Origin of the sequence: Desulfosarcina alkanivorans (assembly GCF_009688945.1) — a bacterium.
Lineage (GTDB): Bacteria > Desulfobacterota > Desulfobacteria > Desulfobacterales > Desulfosarcinaceae > Desulfosarcina > Desulfosarcina alkanivorans.
Genome location: NZ_AP021874.1, coordinates 4,146,232 through 4,166,660 on the forward strand (window position 1 = coordinate 4,146,232; position 20,429 = coordinate 4,166,660).

17 protein-coding genes are annotated in these 20,429 nt (G+C 52.6%); 1 reads left to right on the forward strand and 16 read right to left on the reverse strand.

Annotation, left to right across the window (positions count from 1 at the left end; translation table 11 throughout):
• Positions 1-2: 2 nt before the first annotated feature.
• The 9 genes from DSCA_RS18140 to DSCA_RS18180 all read right to left on the reverse strand — a co-directional run bounded on the left by DSCA_RS18140 (position 3) and on the right by DSCA_RS18180 (position 11,373).
• Complete coding sequence (locus DSCA_RS18140; protein ID WP_155317766.1) at positions 3-1,154, reverse strand: acyl-CoA dehydrogenase family protein; 1,152 nt, start codon at positions 1,152-1,154, stop codon at positions 3-5.
• Between the two features lie 95 nt (positions 1,155-1,249).
• Complete coding sequence (locus tag DSCA_RS18145) at positions 1,250-3,019, reverse strand: class I adenylate-forming enzyme family protein (protein WP_155317767.1); 1,770 nt, start codon at positions 3,017-3,019, stop codon at positions 1,250-1,252.
• Between the two features lie 52 nt (positions 3,020-3,071).
• Positions 3,072-4,229 (reverse strand): acyl-CoA dehydrogenase family protein, encoded by a 1,158-nt coding sequence (locus DSCA_RS18150; protein WP_155317768.1) that lies wholly within the window; start codon positions 4,227-4,229, stop codon positions 3,072-3,074.
• Between the two features lie 50 nt (positions 4,230-4,279).
• Positions 4,280-5,071, reverse strand: coding sequence for a TIGR03084 family metal-binding protein (locus DSCA_RS18155; protein WP_155317769.1), 792 nt, complete (start codon positions 5,069-5,071; stop codon positions 4,280-4,282).
• Positions 5,068-6,867, reverse strand: coding sequence for an acyclic terpene utilization AtuA family protein (locus DSCA_RS18160; protein ID WP_155317770.1), 1,800 nt, complete (start codon positions 6,865-6,867; stop codon positions 5,068-5,070). The genes DSCA_RS18155 and DSCA_RS18160 overlap by 4 nt, the downstream gene beginning before the upstream one ends.
• Positions 6,864-7,475, reverse strand: a complete 612-nt coding sequence (locus tag DSCA_RS18165) for a gamma carbonic anhydrase family protein (RefSeq protein WP_155317771.1) — start codon at positions 7,473-7,475, stop codon at positions 6,864-6,866. The genes DSCA_RS18160 and DSCA_RS18165 overlap by 4 nt, the downstream gene beginning before the upstream one ends.
• 127 nt (positions 7,476-7,602) lie before the next feature.
• Positions 7,603-8,130 (reverse strand): acetyl-CoA carboxylase biotin carboxyl carrier protein subunit, encoded by a 528-nt coding sequence (locus DSCA_RS18170; RefSeq protein WP_167527850.1) that lies wholly within the window; start codon positions 8,128-8,130, stop codon positions 7,603-7,605.
• 92 nt (positions 8,131-8,222) lie between these two features.
• Positions 8,223-9,707 carry an acetyl-CoA carboxylase biotin carboxylase subunit gene (gene accC / locus DSCA_RS18175; RefSeq protein ID WP_155317773.1) on the reverse strand — a complete coding sequence of 495 codons (1,485 nt, stop codon included), beginning with the start codon at positions 9,705-9,707 and terminating at the stop codon, positions 8,223-8,225.
• A 49-nt stretch (positions 9,708-9,756) separates the two neighbouring features.
• On the reverse strand, positions 9,757-11,373 hold the full coding sequence (locus tag DSCA_RS18180; protein WP_155317774.1) for a carboxyl transferase domain-containing protein: 1,617 nt from the start codon (positions 11,371-11,373) through the stop codon (positions 9,757-9,759).
• Positions 11,374-11,818: 445 nt separating this feature from the next.
• Between DSCA_RS18180 and DSCA_RS32965 the strand changes: the two genes are divergently transcribed.
• On the forward strand, positions 11,819-12,154 hold the full coding sequence (locus DSCA_RS32965; RefSeq protein ID WP_155317775.1) for a sigma 54-interacting transcriptional regulator: 336 nt from the start codon (positions 11,819-11,821) through the stop codon (positions 12,152-12,154).
• Positions 12,155-12,535: 381 nt separating this feature from the next.
• Here DSCA_RS32965 and DSCA_RS18190 read toward each other — a convergent pair whose 3' ends face one another.
• The 7 genes from DSCA_RS18190 to DSCA_RS33255 all read right to left on the reverse strand — a co-directional run bounded on the left by DSCA_RS18190 (position 12,536) and on the right by DSCA_RS33255 (position 20,336).
• Entirely contained in the window at positions 12,536-14,290 is a 1,755-nt protein-coding gene (locus DSCA_RS18190; protein WP_155317776.1) for an acyclic terpene utilization AtuA family protein, read from the reverse strand.
• Between the two features lie 159 nt (positions 14,291-14,449).
• Positions 14,450-15,220, reverse strand: a complete 771-nt coding sequence (locus DSCA_RS18195) for an enoyl-CoA hydratase/isomerase family protein (protein WP_155317777.1) — start codon at positions 15,218-15,220, stop codon at positions 14,450-14,452.
• A gap of 228 nt (positions 15,221-15,448) precedes the next feature.
• Entirely contained in the window at positions 15,449-16,618 is a 1,170-nt protein-coding gene (locus tag DSCA_RS18200; protein WP_155317778.1) for an acyl-CoA dehydrogenase family protein, read from the reverse strand.
• A 413-nt stretch (positions 16,619-17,031) separates the two neighbouring features.
• Positions 17,032-18,642, reverse strand: coding sequence for an AMP-binding protein (locus DSCA_RS18205; RefSeq protein WP_155317779.1), 1,611 nt, complete (start codon positions 18,640-18,642; stop codon positions 17,032-17,034).
• A gap of 565 nt (positions 18,643-19,207) precedes the next feature.
• On the reverse strand, positions 19,208-19,633 hold the full coding sequence (locus tag DSCA_RS18210) for an acyl-CoA dehydrogenase family protein (protein WP_155317780.1): 426 nt from the start codon (positions 19,631-19,633) through the stop codon (positions 19,208-19,210).
• A complete protein-coding gene (locus tag DSCA_RS18215; RefSeq protein WP_167527851.1) occupies positions 19,633-20,097 on the reverse strand; it encodes an acyl-CoA dehydrogenase family protein in 465 nt (154 codons plus the stop codon). The genes DSCA_RS18210 and DSCA_RS18215 overlap by 1 nt, the downstream gene beginning before the upstream one ends.
• Positions 19,980-20,336: an acyl-CoA dehydrogenase family protein gene (locus DSCA_RS33255; protein ID WP_155317782.1), complete on the reverse strand. Its 357-nt coding sequence runs from the start codon at positions 20,334-20,336 to the stop codon at positions 19,980-19,982. The genes DSCA_RS18215 and DSCA_RS33255 overlap by 118 nt, the downstream gene beginning before the upstream one ends.
• Between the last annotated feature and the right edge of the window lie 93 nt (positions 20,337-20,429).

Consider the following 20,429-nt stretch of genomic DNA (forward strand, 5'->3'; position numbering starts at 1 on the left):
GGTCAAAATCCTTCGAGTTTACCCAAGGCGTCACATAATACTTCACTTGCGCCGCCGCCAATAGAATACAGCCGAGCATCCCGAAAAGCCCTCGAAATCCACATTTCGTTCATAAAGCCCATACCGCCGTACATCTGCAAGCAACCGTATGCCACTTTGTTGAACAATTCCCCACCGATGACCTTACCCTGGGAAATTTCACGGGTGGCATCCAGGCCCACGGATTTCATGCGTACAATGTGGTAGGTTAGCTGCCGAAGGCACTCGATCTCGCCAAGCCAATTCACCAAACGGTGGCGTAATACCTGCTTCTTTATTAAAGGCTCACCGAAGACGATCCGTTTCTTTAAGTAGGCTACCGTTTCGCGGATCAGTTCCTCCGCACAGGCATAGCACAACGGCAGCGTCGAGAATCGCTCGTGTTGGAACTGCTTCATTTGGTAGATGAACCCCTCGCCTTCCTGGCCGATGAGGTTCCGTGCCGGAAGACGCAGATTGTCAAAATACAACTCGGCCGTATCGCTGCTGCGCATGCCAAGCTTGTCCAGTTTCCTGCTTACTTTGAATCCTGGCAGATCCGTCGGCACGACAAACAGGCTGAAAGAGTGGTAGCCGGGATCCTCGCTGGTACGAGCCAGGAGGGTCAGAAAGTCAGCCTGGGTTCCATTGGTAATATAGGTCTTGGACCCGTTGAGAACATAATCATCGCCGTCTTTCTTGGCGTAAGTCCTCAGGGCCGCCACGTCGGAACCGGCATCTGGCTCGGTAACGGCAATCGCCCCCACCATTTCACCTTTGATAGCGGCTCGCAAATAGGTCTCTTTAAGATACTCGCTGCCGAACTCGGCGATGGCCGGGGTGGCCATGTGGGTTTGCACGGCAATGGCCATCGGAATACCGCCGCAACGGATACGGCCGCATTCTTCCAGCATGATGACGTCATACCAGTAATCCAGCCCCTCGCCTCCGTATTTCGGATCATAGCGGATTCCTAGAAACCCCAGCGCTCCCATCTCCTTAAACAGATCGTGCAGGGGTGCGATACCATCTTCTTCCCATTCTTCGACAAAGGGATTTAGGCGTTTATTGACAAAGTCCCTGATCGACTTGCGAACCTGCTCGTGTTCCTTGTTGAAATAGATAGTATGGCTCATAGCCTGGTGTCTCCTGTGAATGACTTCATGACCGGTATCGAAAAACCTGATGGGCTCTGGTTTGGAACAAGCACACAAAAGAAACAGGGGACTCGTCAGTCCCGCAATTTGCGGCGTAGAATCTTGCCGACCGCGTTTTTGGGCAACCCCTCCATGAAAACAATCTGGCGCGGTACTTTGAACGTGGCCAGGTGGGTCTTGCAGTGGTCGATGAGCTCCTGCTCGGTTACTTTGCCCTTGTGTTCCGGCTTCAGCGCCACCACGGCTTTGACGGTCTCGCCGCGGTATTCATGAGGCACACCCACCACGGCAGCTTCGGCCACGGACGGGTGTCGGTAGATTACATCTTCAACTTCGACAGGCGCGATGTTGTATCCCGAAGCCACGATCAAGTCCTTGATACGGTCCACAAAATGGACAAAATCCTCATCGTCGATAAATCCGCTGTCCCCGGTGCGGAACCATCCATCCGGAAGAAAAGCCTCGGTAGTCTGTTCGGGTTTGTTCAGGTACCCGCGGGCGACCTGCAGGCCACGATAATAGATCTCACCCTGGACATTCCTGTTCACAATGGTGCCGCTACTATCGGCGACTTTGACCTCGGCAAAAATGGGCACCCCGAGGGCATCCGACTTAGCTTTTCGGCCGGGGATTGAAAGCACTCCGCCGCTGTTGGTTTCGGTCATCCCCCATCCGTTTACCAACTCCACGCCAGTGGTTTTGGACCACTGGTCCTGAACCGCCACGGGAACAGGTGCGCCACAACCGATGGTCAGCCTCAGGCAGTCAATATCGCTGTTTTTCAACAGTTCGGCGCAGGACATCAATGCAATGAAAAATGTAGGCGGCGCGAAAATAACATTGACCCGATACTGCTCGACCACACGAATTGCATCCTTGACATCGAACATGGGGATGGGAATCACCGTCCCCCCTTGATAAATGGTCGGCAACAGGTGCAGCAAATACCCACCGGTATGAAACATGGGCATAATCGAAAAATTCACCTCCCGACCGATCCAGCCCCGCAGTCCGTGGGTGTGGGTCAACGAATTGAATACCAGATTGAAATGAGTTTCGATGACCCCCTTGCTTTTGCCTGTTGTACCAGCGGTGTATAACAATAAGGCGGTGTCCGTTATGGGGTCGCATGTGGCGTTTTCGGTCAGAGGCGCTTGTTTTTCCAGATTTTCAAAAAAATCCATTGTGTTGGGGATGGACGGCTTGGGAATATCCCACAAAGGTTTCACGGCACTGGAAACGATCGCCTCTGGGGCTGCGAAATCCTTAATATTTGTCACGATGACCTTTTCGATGACCCCCTCTTGATGCAATGCCTTGGCCTTATCGTAGAAAAGATCAAGGATAAACAGGCATTTCGCCCGGGAATCCTCGACCTGATAGGCGACCTCATCGGGCTGGTACATGACATTGATCGGGCAGTGGATCGCTCCGATCTGCCAGGCACCATACATGGCGACAATGTGCTGAAGGGAGTTGGGAAGGAGGGTGGCGATCACATCCCCTTTTTGCATGCCGATCTTTGTAAGCAGAGACGCATATTGACCCACTAGTTTATCCAGTTCCCGATAGGTGATCGCCCTATCGAAAAAGATGACCGCTACATCTTCCGGGCAGCGGTTGACGGATTCCTTGAACAGGTCAAAAATCGACATGCCTGGAATGGCCGGAAGATCCTCGGAAAACCAGGACGGATGGCTGATAACATACGCATCTTCCGGTTTGTACTGCAGGCCTTCCGCGATCCATTTCTTGGGATAACCGATCCTCTGGTAGCATTCGTGAAATGCATCGTCAAAAAACTCAGGCCCCATCTCTTTTCTCGCTCCCATGATCTTATCCATGAAAACCCTCCTTAGCTTTTTGAGAAACAATGATTGAATCCAGTCGATGCCTTCACAATAACTTGGATATTATTTCCTTCATGATTTCCGTAGTCCCGCCGCCGATGGACAAAATACGATTATCCCGGTATAGGCGTTCCACAAGGTGTCCCCGCATATACCCGTAACCACCAAATAGCTGCACCGCATCGTAAGTAACCCGGTCGCTGACGCCACACGCAAAATTCTTGGCCATTGAAATCTCTTTAACCTGATTCAAACCTGTATTCATCTTCGAGGCCACCCGGTATGTGAATTCTCGACTGACCTCGACCAGCGTGGCCATATCCACCAATTTATGGCGGGTCACCTGGAAAGCCTGAAGCGGTTTGCCAAATGCCATGCGTTCTTTTGTATAGTTGGCCGCTTCTTCCAGCGCCAGTTGGGCGGTGATGTTGGCCATGACGCTTAACTGCAACCGCTCCATCTGAAAATTTTCCATGATCGTATAAAAACCACCGTTTTCCTCCCCGATCAGATTCTCCGCCGGTACGCGGCAGTTATCGAAAAAGATCTCGGCCGTGTCCGATGCCCACCAACCGGTTTTTTTCAACCCTTGGCTTACGGAATATCCGGGGGTTTCCTTTTCGATAACGAGAAAACTTATCCCATGTGCTCCGGGTTTTCCGGTACGCACTGCACAGGTGAGTTGATCGGCCCTGATACCGCTGGTAATGAAGGTTTTAGAACCGTTAACGATATAGCAGCCACCGTCCTTTATTGCAGTCGTCTGCAGATTGGCCACATCCGATCCCCCCGAAGGTTCGGTGATGCCCAGTGCTGCAATGCGTCTGCCTTCAAGTACGGGCCTTACGAAACGCTCCTTTTGTTCTGCGGTTCCTTTCTTGACGATAGGCGGTAGAGCAATGTTCAACGACCCGATACCGGCGGCGAACCCGCCGGATCCGGACCGCATCATCTCCTCGCACATGACGATCATGTCGAAGACATCACCACCACTGCCCCCCATTTCTTCCGGATAGCTAATTCCCAGAAAACCGAGATCGCCAAACAGAGTATACAAGGCCTTGGGGAACTCACCGGCTTCCTCCCACTCATCGATAAAAGGCAGTACTTCCTTTTTTATCACATCCCTTATGGCCTTGCGGGTGAGTTCCTGCTCTTTGGTGAAATAGTTCAGTTCTTTGGTTTTCGGACTGTTCTTCTTCATAAAACCTCCATCCAATTTGCCGATCTGGCTTTAGGGAACCAGAACCGGTCTCAACGGAAAGTACCTGCCGGCGGTCCGTTGTCCGGTGGACCGGCAAAGGCCTGGGCGTTTAGCATCCACTGCCGCGCCGTCCTCCCGTCGCAGACAAGGGCTGTGTCGTCAACATGACGCCGCTGGGTCACCACCAGACAGAATTCTTCGGCCGAGCCGGTGATGGTTTCGACGGCGGTTTCATCGCCCCAGGTCCATAGATTGCCGGAAGGTGCGGTCAGGGTCACGAAAACCGGGGTGTCCGGTACGATCATGCCGCGATTCGAGAAACTCCACCCGAACGTAGTAACACCCAGATGGGCAACATGCTTCAGGCCGGGACTGACCGGCCGCTTCTTCTTCAACACATCGTAGATATCCTGCCCATGGGCCCATGTTTCCATGAGACGGGCAGAGGCGAAAGACGATGCACTCATGGGAGGACCATACCAGGAAAGACGATCATGGGGATCGAGACGGAGCAAGGCCTCTATGAGCTTTCTGCGCTCTTCCCGCCACCATTGAAGCAGCTGTTCAATAACCATGGCCCTGCCCTTGGCGAGAGAGACTTCTATAAAGTCGGCCATCTCTTTGATTTTCTGCTGAATTTCAACCAAATGCTGGTCAAAGCTTGCAGGGTCTGCGGCCGACAATCGGGCCGTATAGTCAAAGTATGCCAAATGGCAGATCTCATCCTTGACCGTCCACCCGTCGCACAAAGTAACTGCCGCCCAGTCATCCGGCTTTAAACTGGAGACCAACGTATCCAACGTGTTTTGCTCCCAAGTAAGATCACTGCAGATCTGATTCACCGGTCCTCCGTATCCTTCGAATTATTTAGTAGAATGGACTCGGGCATTTCTACTTCTTTGACTCGCAGATATTCTCCTAGAGTTTTGGCTTGGGGATCGCTGCGTACCGATGCGGCGACACCATCCCCAAGCAGACCTCGAATATAAAAGTTGATGGCCAGTAGATTGGGCAGTTCATAGCGATCGATGGAGTAGGAGCCACAGTCCGGAAGCAGTTGCACCAGTTTTTCCACTGTTAAAAAGTGACGTAAAAAACCATACGCTTCCGGGGTTTTGGCCCAGACGCCGAGATTGGCGTTACCGCCTTTGTCTCCGGAACGGGTGGCAAACGCCCGACCCAGGGGCGCACGGATAAAAGGTCCGCCGGGCAATGTTCCAGATTCGTTGATGGTGGCTAAATCAGGTTCCGTGTCATGATTTCCCGGCGCGGCGGTTACGTCGATGGAGATATCGTCGATAAATACATTCTGTCGGATGTGTCGAGCCGACACCAATGCCGGCCAATGGACTACCGCTCGTGCTCCCTTCGAAGGCGGAGCAATGACATTAAAACCAGGAATACTGGATAGGGCGAGTTCCACCACTTTGGAGGAAAATAGTCTGCCTACTTTTGACTCATCAGGGTCTATAACGGTGATGCGCAAAAATGCGCACGCCTCGTCGTTCGAGGCCGGATCCAGCTTGTCGGATCGAATCAGCTGTACATCCACCGTCTGGAACTGTTCGTCTCCCCCCAGGTTTTCGAACAGACCTTCTTTAACGATCTCGGCCTTCTCATCGATATCAAGTCCGGTCAGAACCACGGTCATGGAATTTTTATACCCGCCCAGGGTATTGATGCAGACCTTGGCGGTGTCGGTGGGAGGCTCGCCCCGTGTGCGTCCGCCCCGAACCCGGTCCGGCCCTATCTGATCCAGCGATAAAGTATCGAAGCGAGCCACCACATCCGGTGTCAGGTATCGCGGCGATGCGATTTCATAAAGCAGCTGGGCGCTTACCGTCCCCACGGAAACCAACCCGCCCGTATTTGGATGTTTGGTGATGACGAAACTGCCGTCTTCGAAAATTTCTGCAATCGGAAACCCCATATTCGAATAGGAAGGCACCTCTTTAATGAAGGAATAGTTGCCGCCCGTTGCTTGGGTGCCGCACTCAATGATGTGGCCGGCCGCGTATGCCCCTGCCAAGCGGTCCCAGTCGGTGCGTTCCCATCCGAAATGCCAGGCGCTCGGTCCCGCCACAAGGGCCGCATCGGCCACCCGTCCGCAGACCACAATATCCGCCCCCCGACCCAGCGCTTCCGCGATGCCCCAACCCCCAAGGTAGACATTGGCGGTGATGGGCATCGCACCCGAGTCCGCCAGGTCGATGCCTTTGTCGATGTGGGTAAAGGTCTCCCCCGCTCTCATTAGCTCTTTAATGCGTGGGAGCAAGTCGTCACCTTCGATATATGCAATTTTGGGTGCCAGACCGAGTCTGTCGGCAAGAAGCCGCAGTTCCCGGGCCAAACCTCGGGGATTCAGTCCGCCTGCGTTGGTCACGACTCGGATCTTTTTGTCCAGGCATTCGCCTATGACGCTTTCCATCTGCTTGAGAAATGTGGGTACGTAGCCTGCTTCTGGGGACTTGACCTTTTTCCGAAACAAAATGGCCATGGTGAGTTCGGCCAGATAGTCTCCAGTGAGAACATCGACTGGACCGCCTTGAATCATCTCCTTGGCCGCCGAGAGCCGATCACCGAAAAAGCCACTGCAGTTGGCAATGATGATCTTGTCGCTTTTTTGATGGCTGTTCATTTTTCTCCTGCGCCGGTTTGTTGTGCGTCCGGATTCGGCACGATACCAGGTCCGCCGGAAGATTCCCTTTTTCTGCATACTGAGAGTTCCACCGCTTCCAACCCGGAATCCAGATATCGCTTGGCCAGGTCCACATACAGCTGTTTGCCGAAAGACCAGATCTTCCGATCCTTGTCGGAAACCTGTCGCTTCACGGTTGCAGGATTGCCAACAGCGACCGAATTGGCGGGGATCTTCTGGCCCCATTTCACGAGGGATCCTTCCGCAACGATGGCACCTTCACCGATTTCGCTGAAAATACTAAGGACCGTCCCCATACCGATCACAGCGCCATTATCCACAAAATTACCATGTAAAATCGCACCATGACCCAAAGTAACCCGTTTTCCGATCCGGTTAAGATGATCCGGGGGCGCATGGATGATCACGCCCTCTTCCACGGCCGTGCCGTCGCCGATTTCAATACGGCCGTAATCGCCGCGTAGGATGGCTTTAGGGCCTATGTAGCAGTTGTTTCCAATGGTGACGTTTCCGATAACGGTGGCCAACTCGCTGACATAGGTATCAATTCCAACGATCGGCTGTTTCCCCTCGAACTTATAGAGCATCGTGGTTATTTTCCTTTGAATACCGGTGAGCGTTCTTCCAAGAAGGCGCTGATTCCTTCCCGATGTTTATTTCAGGGTAAAAACAAACGCGACTCCTCCCGTCGACGCAGTCCCACTCCCCTGTCTTTCAAGCCTCTGTCTGCGTCTCTTCGACAGTCGAGGGATCGATGTCCACCAATATCTGTTTGGGACTGACTTTTTCTCCCTCGGCCACATTGATTCGAGCAACGACGCCATCGAAGGGCGCCGACAGCGTGGTGTCCATTTTCATGGCGGACACCACGATCACACCCTGCCCCTTTCCGACGGCGTCTCCTTCGGCAACCAAAATTTTCGTCACCACCGCCGGCATCGGCGGCGTTATTGCCTGGTCGCCGTTCTTTGGACCGCCTCTGGTCCGGTGGGCAAGCGGTGTGTTGTTTTCTATAAACAGCCACGTGTGGCCATCCACCATCACCGCTTTTCCCTCTTCCGTATTGGCCACAAAGGCCATTTTCTGCCGCCCATCGATGGTCATGGGGATCATGTGATCCGAAATCCGACCGTAAGCCACGTCTGCCCTGTTGCCGTCGATGGTGGCCGTAAATCGGCCGTCCTCACCGGCATCCACCTGTAGGGGAATGGTTTCTTCTTGGCATTTCAGTTTGTATTCCAATGGTCTATTCTCCTGCCGGCTGTGATGCAGCCGACCGCACATATAGGTACAAGTGCGTTAATGCGGCCCTAAAACAACGATGTTATCCGCCCTCAGAGGCGCCAGGCCCTCAACGTTTGCCAGGGCCCGGGATGGTCGACCGCCGCCGTGCCCGCGGCCAATTTCCGCTTTTGCGTCATTGCGTCCGCCGCGTAAGCGATGGCGGCAAGATGCAGCGTGTCACGATCCGGTGACCACTCTGGAAAATGGGTGTCGATAAAATCGGTATAGGTCTCCCCCTCCCTGAAATGGTTGGAGGAAAGGATATCGATCAAAAAAGCGATAGGTGTTTTGACGCCCAACACCGCATAGGACCGAAGCGCACAGATCATCCGTCGAATGGCCGCATCGCGGGTTTCGGCATGGACCACCAGTTTGGATAAGATGGGATCGTACTCAACGGGAACCTCGAAACCGGAATATACACCGCAATCATTTCGGATGCCCGGTCCAGTGGGCTCTCTTAAAAAAACGATCCGTCCCGGGGACGGCATGAAATTTCGTTGCGGATCTTCGGCATAAATACGGCACTCGATGGCATGTCCCGTGCCGGAAAGATCCTCCTGGGTCAGGGAAAGTCCCTTGCCTGATGCGATATCGATCTGGTGACGCACCAGATCCATGCCGGTGATCATCTCCGTGATGGGATGTTCCACCTGCAGGCGCGTATTCACCTCCAGAAAGTAAAAATTGCCTTCCCGGTCGACGATAAATTCCACCGTACCCGCATTCACATAGCCCGCAGCCCGGGCCGCCGCCACTGCCGCTTGGCCCATCTCCGACCGCAACCGGGCATCCACTGCCGGACTGGGGGTCTCCTCGATGATCTTTTGGTGCCGCCGCTGAATGGAACACTCTCGCTCGAAAAGGTGGACCACATTGCCATGGCTGTCGGCCAGGATCTGAATCTCAACATGGCGGGATTTTGCCAGATATTTCTCCATATAGATGGCACCGTTTCCGAAAGCGGCCTCCGCTTCACGCGATGCCGATAGGCACGCTTCGGCAAGATCGTTCGGATCTTCCACAATGCGCATGCCCTTGCCGCCGCCGCCAGCCGAGGCCTTGATCAGCACAGGATAGCCGATCTGTTCGGCGTGCGCGGCCAATTTCACCATGTCTCCCGCTTCTTCGGTCGTGCCGGGTATTAAGGGCACGCCACCGTTGATCATGATTTGCCGCGCCGTGATTTTATCCCCCAGGTCACGGATCACCTGGGCCGGAGGACCGATGAAAACGATGCCCTCCTTTTCGCAGCGCTCTGCAAACATGGCATTTTCAGCTAAAAACCCGTAGCCGGGGTGAACGGCTTCCGCTCCTGTTTGTTTAATGACGGCGATCATACGATCGATGTTCAGGTAGCTCTCCGACGGTTCGGATGCGCCGATCCAAACCGCCTCGTCCGCTTCAAATACGTGCTGTGCCCGAGTGTCGACGTCCGAATAAACGGCCACGGTGCCGATTCCCATCTCCCGGCAGGTGCGCATGATCCGAACTGCGATTTCTCCACGATTGGCAATCAGAATCTTCTTAAACATTGCGTTTCCTGATGTTAGTTCTTGTCTGGACAATCCTGTTTCCATCCGGCTACATTCTGAAATTCCCATAGCCAAACACATCGTGCCGGATGGGAGCATTCAGCGCCGCGGAGATCCCCAGACCCAGCACGTCGCGGGTCTTGGCCGGATCGATGATGCCGTCATCCCACAAGTTGGTTGTGCTGTGATATGCATCGCCTTCCCTGATGGTCGCTTCGATGACCGGTTTCTGGATGGCGGCCACCTCGTCATCGGTCAACAGCGGCATGCCGGTCCGAACCCGCTGATCGTTTTGCAGCGTGACCAGCACATCGGCCGCTTGTTGCCCACCCATGACGCCGATCTGGTGGTTGGGCCAGCTCCAAAGAAATCGCGGGCCATAGGCCCTTCCGCACATCGCATAATTACCGGCGCCGAAGGACGCCCCCACCATCACCGTGAACTTGGGCACCGTGGCCGTGGCCACGGCATTGACCATTTTGTGGCCGTTTTTGGTGATGCCGCCGCGCTCGTAATCCTTTCCGATGATGAAACCGGTAATGTTCTGTAAAAACACAAGCGGTATTTTGCGGCGGTCGCACAGTTGGATGAACTGGGTGCCCTTGAGTGCACATTCGGAGAACAAAATGCCGTTATTGCCCAGAATGCCCACGGGGTAGCCGTGAATATGTGCGAAACCACAAATAAGGGTCGGCCCATACATTTCCTTGAATTCGATAAATTCGCTACCGTCGACGATTCGAATGATGACTTCCCGGATATCATACGGTGCGGCGATGTCCCGCGGAACGATTCCGTATATCTCTTTGGGATCGAACAAAGGCGGCTTGGGCGCTTTGGTGGTCAGCCGGGATTTGCGGGAGTCCGGCAGATTGGACACAAGTTGGCGAACGATCTCGATGGCATGGGCATCATCTTCGGCATAGTAATCGGAAACACCCGATTCGGCGCAGTGCAACTCCGCCCCGCCCAATTCGTCGGCCGTAACCTCCTCTCCGGTGGCCGCCTTGACCAGCGGTGGCCCGCCCAGGAAAATAGCCCCATGACCCTTGACGTGAACCACCTCATCACTCATGGCCGGGATATAGGCTCCCCCGGCCGTGCAAAGACCCATGACGGCAGTGATCTGAGGAATGCCCATTTTGCTGATAACTGCCTGATTATAAAAAACCCGCCCCCCATCGTCGAAATCAGGAAACACCTCGGCTTGAAGCGGTAAAAATGCACCAGCGGAATCCAGCAGGTTTACGATCGGCAGGCGGTTTTCCATAGCGATCGTCTGGCCGCGCAGGGTTTTCTTAACTCCCATCGGATAAAGGGCACCGCCTTTGATGCTGGGATCGCTGATCGAGACAAACACCTCCTTGCCCCCGACGATGCCGATCCCTGTGATCATTCCGGCTTTGTGAACCTTGCCGTCATAAAGGCCTCTTGCGGCCAGAGGCGCGATCTCCAAAAAGGGCGTGTTCGGATCCAGCAACCGTTCCAGTTTTTCTTTCGTTGGCAGTTTGCCGATTTCCGCAAGCCGCATCATTGCCTTTTCCGAACGTTGTTCCCATGCAGTCTTCAACTCTGTCTGCAAGCTTTCCACCAGCACCGCCATCGACTCGTAATTCTTTAAATATTCGTCCGAATGGGTATCGACTCTGGACTCGATCACGCTCATTGCGCCTGGCTCCTTCGTCATGCATGTCTATTATATAAAACCGTGAGGGGCCCAATTGCCCTCCGGACAACCGGGCTGCATCCTCTCCCGTACTAAACAATAAACGTGCCAACTGTGGCGAAACGTGCTTTAATCGATTTATTCTTTATTTATTCATGTTGTTAGCAGTATTGGACATTCTATCGTTTTGCTGTTAGCCATTAGGTGTGTTGCATCACTGTTGAAGCAGTCAGTGTTTAAACTTAACAGTCTCAAAGAAAGGAAAACGTGAATCAGTAAGGTTTGAGCTATACGTATACGGACGCCAACCCAATGTGAAACATCCAATCATTTTTCATGTTTCGATTAATAAAAATCCGGAAGGGCGGCCCGAATCGGCCAATGTGCTATTAGTGGATGAAAGCGAACAAAACAGATCCTCGCCAGCCTTGAAAAAGAAAAAAAGATGCTTGAAAAGAAAGAGCAGGAACTTTTCCACTTTCGTAGGCAACACCGGCGAAGTAATCTGTATGCCGAAATGATTGGATCCGGCTCAAAAATGGAAGCGGTTTTTGAAACAATACTCCGGTGCGCCGAGGTGGACACAAACGTATTGATCATGGGGGAAACCGGTGTTGGGAAGGAGCTCGCGGCCCGTGCGATCCACAGTCATAGCCACCGAAAAAAAGAACCATTTGTTACTGTTAACTGCGGGGCTCTTCCGGATGCGCTGATCGAATCCGAGCTTTTCGGCCACGTGAAAGGAGCCTTCACCGGAGCATCATCGAATCGTGCCGGCTGAATACGGTGTCGAAGGCCCGCCTGTCGAAATGGGAGCGCATGGACCCGCTGATCGGAAAATAAAAATCATACGGCTGAATCATTTCCACCGGGAAACCCGTGTCCTCGGCGGCCGGATCGAACAGGGGCATCAAAAAGGATAACCCGTCATGTGTCCGCCCCTGAACGAACAATCGTTGTCCCTGGATCACCCGATACCGATGAGCATTTCGGAACAGGTACAAATCGGAAAAAAATACTCCGACAGCCCGTCTCCCAGCTTCGAAAACCGGGGCTGCAGCTCGGCGCCGTGATCGATTGTCGGATCCCGGTATTCAAAACATGTCTACAATGGATTCGCCGATTCGATCGTTATGGCCATTTCTGCTGGATCGCGCCTCCTTTAGGCAAGCAGGGATGACGGCATTTCGACCATCTTTGTTCGCAGATATTCTCCCAGCGTCTTGGCCTGGGGATCCATGCGAAACGATGCCGATACGCCGTCCTGCAGCACGCCCCGGACATAAAAATTGAGGGCGAACAGGTTCGGCAGTTCATATCGTTCGATCTCGAACACCGCCATGTCCGGCAGGAGTTCTTTGAGTTTGTCAACCGTCAGAAAATCGTTCAACCAGGCATATGACGCGGGGGTCTGCCCCCAAATACCGAGATTGGCGTTGCCCCCCTTGTCACCGGATCGGGTGGCATAGATTCGGCCCAACGGCACGGAAGTCGTCGGCCCCGCCGGTACGGGTGGAATATCGACGGCGGCGGGCGGCGGCGACGGGATGTCCGATTCCGGCGGCGACGGGATGTCGAAGGTTTCGTCGCCCATAACCACCGTTTGTGGAACCTTGTCCACGGAAACCAGCGTCGGCCAGTGTTGAATGACCGGCCGACCCTTGTCCGGAGGCGCCGTCAATGCCAATCCGGGAACGGTGCAGAGCCCCAATTCGACAAATTTTGTGGAAAACATCGCCACTTTTTTGGCATCCGGATCCATGACGGAAAGCCGCAGGTAGGCGTAAGCCTCCTCATTGCTGGACGGATTGACCTTGTCCGAGCGAATCAACTGCACGTCGATGACCTGGTACGCATCCTTGCCGCCGATGCTCTGGAAAAGCGTTTCCTCAATGATTTTGGCCTGCTTCTCGATGTCCAGCCCCGCCAGCAGGAGAGTCATGGAATTACTGTGCCCGGACATGTTGTTGATGCACACCTTGGTGGTGCGCGGCGCCGGCTCCCCCCGGACGCCTTCGATCAAAACACGGTCGGGGCCTTCCTGGGAGATTTGAATGGTGTCGAACCGGGTGACGACATCCGGCGTGAGGTATCTCGGCTCCCGGATTTCATACATCAACTGGGCGGTCACGGTTCCGACGGAAACCAGCCCGCCGGTGCCGGGATGCTTGGTGATGACAAACGATCCGTCTTCGTTCATTTCGGCGATGGGAAATCCGACGTTATGGTAGGAGGGAATCTCGTGGATAAACGAATAGTTCCCACCGCAGGCCTGGCCACTGCATTCGATGATGTGTCCCGCAACGGCGGCGCCGGCCAATTTGTCCCAATCATCCGTTTGCCACCCAAAATGCCAGGCCGCCGGCCCCATCACCACGGCGGCGTCGGCCATCCGGCCGCCCACGATAATATCCGCACCGCTTTCCAGCGCTTTCACGACGCCCCATCCCCCGAGGTAGGCGTTGGCGGTAATGGGCATACCCGCCGCATCCTTTAACGCGGTGCCTTTGTCCAGGTGGGTAAAAGTCTCTCCCTGCTCCTGCAGTTCGCCGAGGCGAGGCATGAGATCGTCGCCCTCGATATACGCGACTTTCGGATGCAATCCCAGCGTTTGCGCGGTTTGTTCCAAAGCCGCCGCCAACCCCTTGGGGTTGAGTCCGCCGGCATTGGAAATCACCCGTATCTTTTTTTCCAGGCAAAGCCCCATCACCTGCTCCATTTGCTTGAGAAAGGTATGGGCGTATCCTTTTCCTGGATCCTTCATTTTTTGCTTGAGCAAAATCGCCATGGTCAGCTCCGCCAGGTAATCCCCCGTCAGGAAATCAATGGGACCGCCCTCGACCATTTCTTTTGCCGCAGAAAAGCGATCCCCGAAAAATCCACTGAAGTTGGCAATGATAAGTTTATTGTTCGACATGAGATCCTCCGAAAATAGTATAAGGGTTCAAGGGAAGGGGGCAACTTTCGAGTCTTGCAAAGTCTACATCTATTTTTTCAGCGGGCGACAGGAGTGCAGGCACGGCAAATCGAATATCATACGTTTTCCACTTGACTCCTTGAATCCTTATGGACGATATTATTTTCCTGTAAATTCCGGCTTCCTCTTCTCCATAAACGCCGTCATCCCCTCCCGGGCGTCATCGGTGGCGAGCACTTTTTTCAACCCTTCGGAAAGCAGGTCCAGGGCATCTTCAAAGGGCATGTCGGCCATCCGGTAGAAGGCCTCCTTGCCCAGCCTCAAACCAATGGGGCTTTTGCCCACCAGTTTCTGCAATACTTCGGTCACCGCTTCGTCCAACTGCTCCGCCGGAACGACGCGGGTAAGCATGCCCATCTCCAGCGCCTGCTGCGCCGTCAGCCTGTCACCCAGCAGCACCATCTCCATCGCTTTTTTGTGGGGAACGTTGCGGAAAATTACCGCACCGATCATCATGGGGAAAAGACCCACATTGACCTCCGGGGTGCCAAACTGCGCGTTGTCCACGGCAATTACGATGTCGCAAGCCAGCATGAAACCTGTGCCGCCCGCCAGACAATGCCCGTTGACGCGGGCCACGGTGGGTTTGGGAAAACCGGCGAGCCGCTTCAGCAGCGTCGCATAGCCGGCAATCGGGTCCATCCCGCTCGTGGTCATTCCCCCGCCAAGGTCCCCGCCCGAACAAAAAGCCTTCTCACCGGAACCGGTGACGCAGACTGCCCGCACCTGGTCATCTGCCTCGGCCCGGTCCAGGTACTGTAAAAATAGCTCGATTGCCTCCGCGCTGATGGCATTTCGCTGCGCTTCGCGATTTAGCGTAAAATAAGCAATCGAGGACTCGACACGATACAGCAAATGGTCTTCGGACATGATCTCACACTCCTTCCATGTTATAAATCGTCGTCATCTTTTTAAGGTACAGGGGAATCGTCGTTTTCAACGGTTCGATCCGATTGATCTTCGTTGGGGTTGATTTCCTTGTTGATAAAATCGCGGACGGCCTTTCTGACCATCTCGTGATCCTTCGGTATAATACATCTGATACGCGTCTCTTTTTTGAAGACATGGGATCACCTCCAAATCGGTTCCGGTAGAGAATCAGTACCCTTCCATTTTCGCAATAATATCACTCATCACCTCGTCCGCGCCCCCGCCGATGGACAAGATCCGTGCATCCCGATAATAGCGAGAAATCAGCATTTCGTTCATAAAGCCAAGCCCTCCGTACATCTGGAGGCATCCATCGGCGACTTTTCGAAGCAGTTTCCCGCTGTATAATTTTCCCATGGAGATCTCCTGGGTAACGTCCATCCCCGCTGCTTTCATGGTGGTGATATGGTAGGTCAGTTGTCGAAGTGCCTCGATTTCCGTCAACCAATCGGCGATGCGATGCCGGAGCACCTGCTTCGTGATCAGGGGCTTTCCGAAAACGATTCGGTTTTTGATATGCTCCACGGTCATGTCAATGATATCCTGGGAAGCGATATACACCATGGGCATCGCGGAAAACCGTTCGTGCTGAAACTGCTGCATTTGATAGATGAAACCTTCTCCTTCCTTGCCGATGAGGTGGTCTGCGGGAAGCCGAAGGTTATCGAAAAACAACTCCGCCGTATCGCTGCTGCGAATCCCCATTTTGTCGAGCTTTTTGCTGACCTGAAACCCAGGAAGATCCGTCGGTACGACAAACAGGCTGAAACAGTGGTGTCCCGGTTCGTCACCGGTTCGAGCCAGCATGGTCAGAAAATCTGCCTGGGTTCCATTCGTGATGTAGGTTTTACTGCCGTTGATGACGTATTCATCTCCTTCCCGAACGGCGGTGGTCTGGAGTGCGGCGACATCCGATCCCGCCCCCGGTTCGGTAACGGCGATGGAGCAGACCATGTCACCGGCAATGGCCGGTTTTAAATATTTTTCTTTTAGAAATTCGGATCCGAACTCGTAAATAGCCGGCGTCGCCATGTGCGTTTGCACGGCGATGGCGATTGGCACGCCGAAGCCCTGCACATGCCCCAATTCTTCCAGGAATACGAGATCACACCAATAATCGAGCCCCTCGCCGCCGTACTTTGTATCATAACGAATTCCAAGGAAGCCCAATGCCCCCATTTTTTTAAACAATTCATGAAGCGGGGCCTCCCCCGCCGCTTCCCAGTCATCGAGATTGGGATTGATCTCCTTGTCTACAAATTCCCTAACGGTCTTGCGGACCATCTCATGATCTTTTGAAAAATACAGCTGTTCGGATGTCTTTGCTCGACTGCCCATGATCGACTCCTTTTCTAATAGAATGTGACAGTGGGTAAGAGGAAGGAACCAACTTACCATCTCAACTTTAGAGTTTCGTTACAGCAAGCTGTACATGGTGATAAAAAACTGATATAATGGGTATAATCCAGCTAAGTACTTGCATTAACATTACGTAATTCTAATTCTTTCAGATTTTTATCAGATAGTCCGGCGAAGACACTGGTGCGTAATTCATTTTGGATTATAATAGGATAAGCGCTTACAAAAGAAACTTTAATGTTTGACCCAGCATTTTCAACTCTAAGAGTTGAAATCCTTTCCCTACGCTTGAAATCAAATTTTCAGAAAGATCATGACACCATTCTTTCTTCAGTCATTAACCGGATGTGAGTGGATATTAGAATCATCTTGATTGAAAAATGGAATAAGCTTTATTGCCCCTGCGAAGCGATATCTTTGTACTGTTCTCTCAACTCTCTTTTGAGAATCTTACCTGTGGGATTCCTGGGGAAATCATTAACAATAAGTACGTATTTTGGCACCTTAAATCTAGGTAAATTCTGCTTGCAGTATTGTATAATTTCCTCTTCGGCAAGATACTCATTTTGTATCGGAATCACCGCTGCAACCGATGCCTCCATCCACTCAGGGTGGGGCACGCCAAATACTGCAACCTCAGACACTTTAGGATAAGAACTGATGGCGTATTCCACACTGGCTGTAGAAATATTCTCACCCCCGCTCTTTATCATGTCTTTTTTACGGTCCACAAAGAACAGTTCTCCATTCTTGTTCAATCGCCCCAGGTCACCTGTATGAAACCAGCCACTATCAAAAACTTTGGCGGTTAATTCTGGCTGTTTGTAATATTCTTTCATGACAACGGGTCCCCTAAATACTAGCTCTCCTACGTCTCCTACAGGAACATCATTATTATTATCGTCTACGATTCTCATCTCCAGTGATGGTGCAGGTTTTCCTACCCATCCTAAATCTCCTTCCGGTATCTCATTGATAGTCTTAAAAAGTCCGACCGCCCCGCAACATGTTGGTTCACTTAGTGCGTAAAGGGAAACCCATTGAATATGGGGAGCTATCTCTCTCCCTTTGGTTATCATACGCTCAGGAATAGTAGCCCCAAAAGTCAAAAATTTCCTCATCGACGTTGCCGCCTCCTTTATTCCTTCGGTATGAAACAATCTCAGGTAAATAGTTGGTGTAAGAACTGTATAAGTCGTTTTATATTTTGCCATCATTTCAACCATTCTTGCGAGGTCAGGGGAGTAAGTACTAACGGTTGTCGCTCCCATTAATATAGGAAAAAGCCCTACACCCATGCCCCCGGTATAAAATAATGGCAATGATTCAAGCATGACTTCGTCTTCGTGAACACCCATATAACTATCTATCTGACAAGCTATCGAGATAGAGAGCCAATTTTGATGCATGAGAGCGACACCCTTAGGAAACGCCTCCGTGCCACTTGTGTAGGTGAGTGTCAGCATATCTCTGCTATCTATTTCTACTTCTGGTTCATTTTCTGGATATATGCTAATCAATTCTTCGAAATCTATCCATCCATCAGGTTTTTCATTCTTGCCGCTAAATTTGATAAACCCAGGTTTCACATTTAACAAATTGGGCAGAGCACTTAAGATTTTATCAGCAAAAGTATCTTCAACAAAGATTATTTTTGCATCACTCTGTTTAATAACATATTCCATCTCATTTCTGGTAAGTGCAGGATTAACAGGTATTATATATGCCCCGATTTTAGCTACAGCAATGGTCAAAAGTAGTTGATATGTATTCAGAGAAAAAATTGCAACGCCTTCACCTTTTTTAATTCCACAAGCGGTTAGCCCATTGGCAAGCCTATTAGCACTCTCGTTGAATTTACTGTATGTATATTCAATAGGCGATCCTTGTGGGGGTGACAAAACAAAGGCCAATTTATCCGGATTCCTTTTAGAATACCTTCTAATTACATCCCCTACCGTGTCCCGATTTAGTAGATGATTTTTTATGTCGCGATGTGTCATGTTGTCCCTCCTTTTGCCTAAAATAGGCGTTTTTAGAGTTGCACATCCATATCTCCATGCAAAACTTGGCAGACAAGTTGAGAACGCGCAATTTCCCAACTTAAATTCTCAGAGAGTCCTTTGACACCATCAGCTATATGAGCAAGTGCTTTTTATACCAGATTTTGCGCGCACCTTACCATCGGTCTTGCTATGTCTTTCTGTATCCTTTACCGGTTATGCGATAGCCGGAACTTTCGGGCACCGCCTGAACAGTTCCGGCAAACGGAGGCTTTCCAAGTAGGCCTTGGGTGGTCATGTATTCCATCGCCCCGGCCTTTTTCAGCCTGTCATCGATTGCCTGGCCTTGGCCGATATTGGTGATAATGACGGCATCAGGCCCGGATCCTGGAAGATAAAGCGGCTTACTGTCAGTTACGCAAAAAAAGTCCTCGCCGAAGGTGTAACGCCCCTCCCTCTCAGTGGTTCTCGGCTCCTAAAGGGGGCGTAAATAGGATTCGGCTATGCTAAATTCTTTGCAGGGTTACGCTTTCGTTGCGCTGAATTTACGATTGCAAATTTTAGGTTATAATCCCAAGGCATCGGCCAACCGCTCCAAATGGTAGCTGCCGTCCCCGAACGCAGTCTCTCCGGCCTTGGCCTTCCGGTAGTAGAGGTGGATATCGTTCTCTTCACAAAAAGAAATCGCGCCGTGAATCTGGTGGGCCAGCGTAGTGACCTTCCGGGCCGCCTCGCTGGTCCAGGCCTTAGCCATGGATGCCTCCACGGCAGCCGGCAGGTCTTTAGCTATCTTCCAGGCCGCCTGATAGGTCAAAAATCGTGCACCGTCCACATCCACGACCATGTTGGCACAATGGTGCTGCACGGCCTGGAAGCTGCCGATGGGTTTGCCGAACTGCCGCCGCTCCTTAGCATAGGCAACCGTTCTTTCGAACGCGGCCTGCATGCCGCCCACCATCTCGGCACATTTGGCCACTGCGGCGATTTCCATCAAATACGCCAATGCAGCCCCCGCCCCCCGAGTTCTCCCAAGACATGAGCTCTGGAGACGCTCACCTTGTCGAACACCACCTCGCACTGTTTTTCAAATGCCAGGGTGTCGAGCATCGCACAGGCGACCCCCGGACTGTTCGGGTCCACCAGAACCAGGCTCAACCCCGTATCGGCATTCCGGCCCACGGTCCGGGCGACGCAGAGGATATAGTCGGAAATATGGGCATTTTCGACAAACAACTTGGTGCCGTCGAGGATGAGATCCGGTCCATCCTCCCGGATTACGGCCTGGATATTATCCATTCCGTACCAGTTGCCCGGCTCGGTCGCCGCCAGGGAAAGAATCAATTTTCCGTTGGCCAGACGGGGCAGCAGCTCATCTTTCTGCTCATCGGAACCGAGGTTGAGGATGGCTGTGCCGCCCAGCACGACGCTGGAAAAAAAGGGCCCGGGGCAGCACACCTCCCCATGGCCTCCAGGATGATGGCCAGATCGATGAAGCTGCCTTCCATACCGTCATACTTTTCCGGAATCAGGATGCCCTGCCACCCCAGCCCGGCCATTTTCTTCCACACGTCCCGGAAATAGCCGGCCGGATCGCCTTGCATTTCCCACATCGTGGATACCGGGCACTCTTTTTTCAGGAAATCCCTTGCCGAGGACCGGATGATTTTTTGTTCTTGGGTCAATTCAAGATCCATTGGTTGCTCCCTGTATTTTCGTTGTCCGTTATAGTTTCCCGACGGATTGCGAAAAAGATTGGAGGATTCAGGTCTTCGACTATCGGCTACGCT

Bases quoted from the DNA above. Each gene is read 5' to 3' on its own strand.
- DSCA_RS18160 (WP_155317770.1), bottom strand. From the start codon at position 6,867: ATGAACAGCCATCAAAAAAGCGACAAGATCATCATTGCCAACTGCAGT.
- DSCA_RS18165 (WP_155317771.1), bottom strand. From the start codon at position 7,475: ATGCTCTATAAGTTCGAGGGGAAACAGCCGATCGTTGGAATTGATACC.
- accC (WP_155317773.1), bottom strand. From the start codon at position 9,707: ATGTTTAAGAAGATTCTGATTGCCAATCGTGGAGAAATCGCAGTTCGG.
- DSCA_RS18195 (WP_155317777.1), bottom strand. From the start codon at position 15,220: ATGTCCGAAGACCATTTGCTGTATCGTGTCGAGTCCTCGATTGCTTAT.
- DSCA_RS18200 (WP_155317778.1), bottom strand. From the start codon at position 16,618: ATGGGCAGTCGAGCAAAGACATCCGAACAGCTGTATTTTTCAAAAGAT.
- DSCA_RS18140 (WP_155317766.1), bottom strand. From the start codon at position 1,154: ATGAGCCATACTATCTATTTCAACAAGGAACACGAGCAGGTTCGCAAG.
- DSCA_RS18150 (WP_155317768.1), bottom strand. From the start codon at position 4,229: ATGAAGAAGAACAGTCCGAAAACCAAAGAACTGAACTATTTCACCAAA.
- DSCA_RS18145 (WP_155317767.1), bottom strand. From the start codon at position 3,019: ATGGATAAGATCATGGGAGCGAGAAAAGAGATGGGGCCTGAGTTTTTT.
- DSCA_RS18180 (WP_155317774.1), bottom strand. From the start codon at position 11,373: ATGAGCGTGATCGAGTCCAGAGTCGATACCCATTCGGACGAATATTTA.
- DSCA_RS32965 (WP_155317775.1), top strand. From the start codon at position 11,819: ATGCTTGAAAAGAAAGAGCAGGAACTTTTCCACTTTCGTAGGCAACAC.
- DSCA_RS18190 (WP_155317776.1), bottom strand. From the start codon at position 14,290: ATGTCGAACAATAAACTTATCATTGCCAACTTCAGTGGATTTTTCGGG.
- DSCA_RS18210 (WP_155317780.1), bottom strand. From the start codon at position 19,633: ATGGAAATCGCCGCAGTGGCCAAATGTGCCGAGATGGTGGGCGGCATG.
- DSCA_RS33255 (WP_155317782.1), bottom strand. From the start codon at position 20,336: ATGGATCTTGAATTGACCCAAGAACAAAAAATCATCCGGTCCTCGGCA.
- DSCA_RS18205 (WP_155317779.1), bottom strand. From the start codon at position 18,642: ATGACACATCGCGACATAAAAAATCATCTACTAAATCGGGACACGGTA.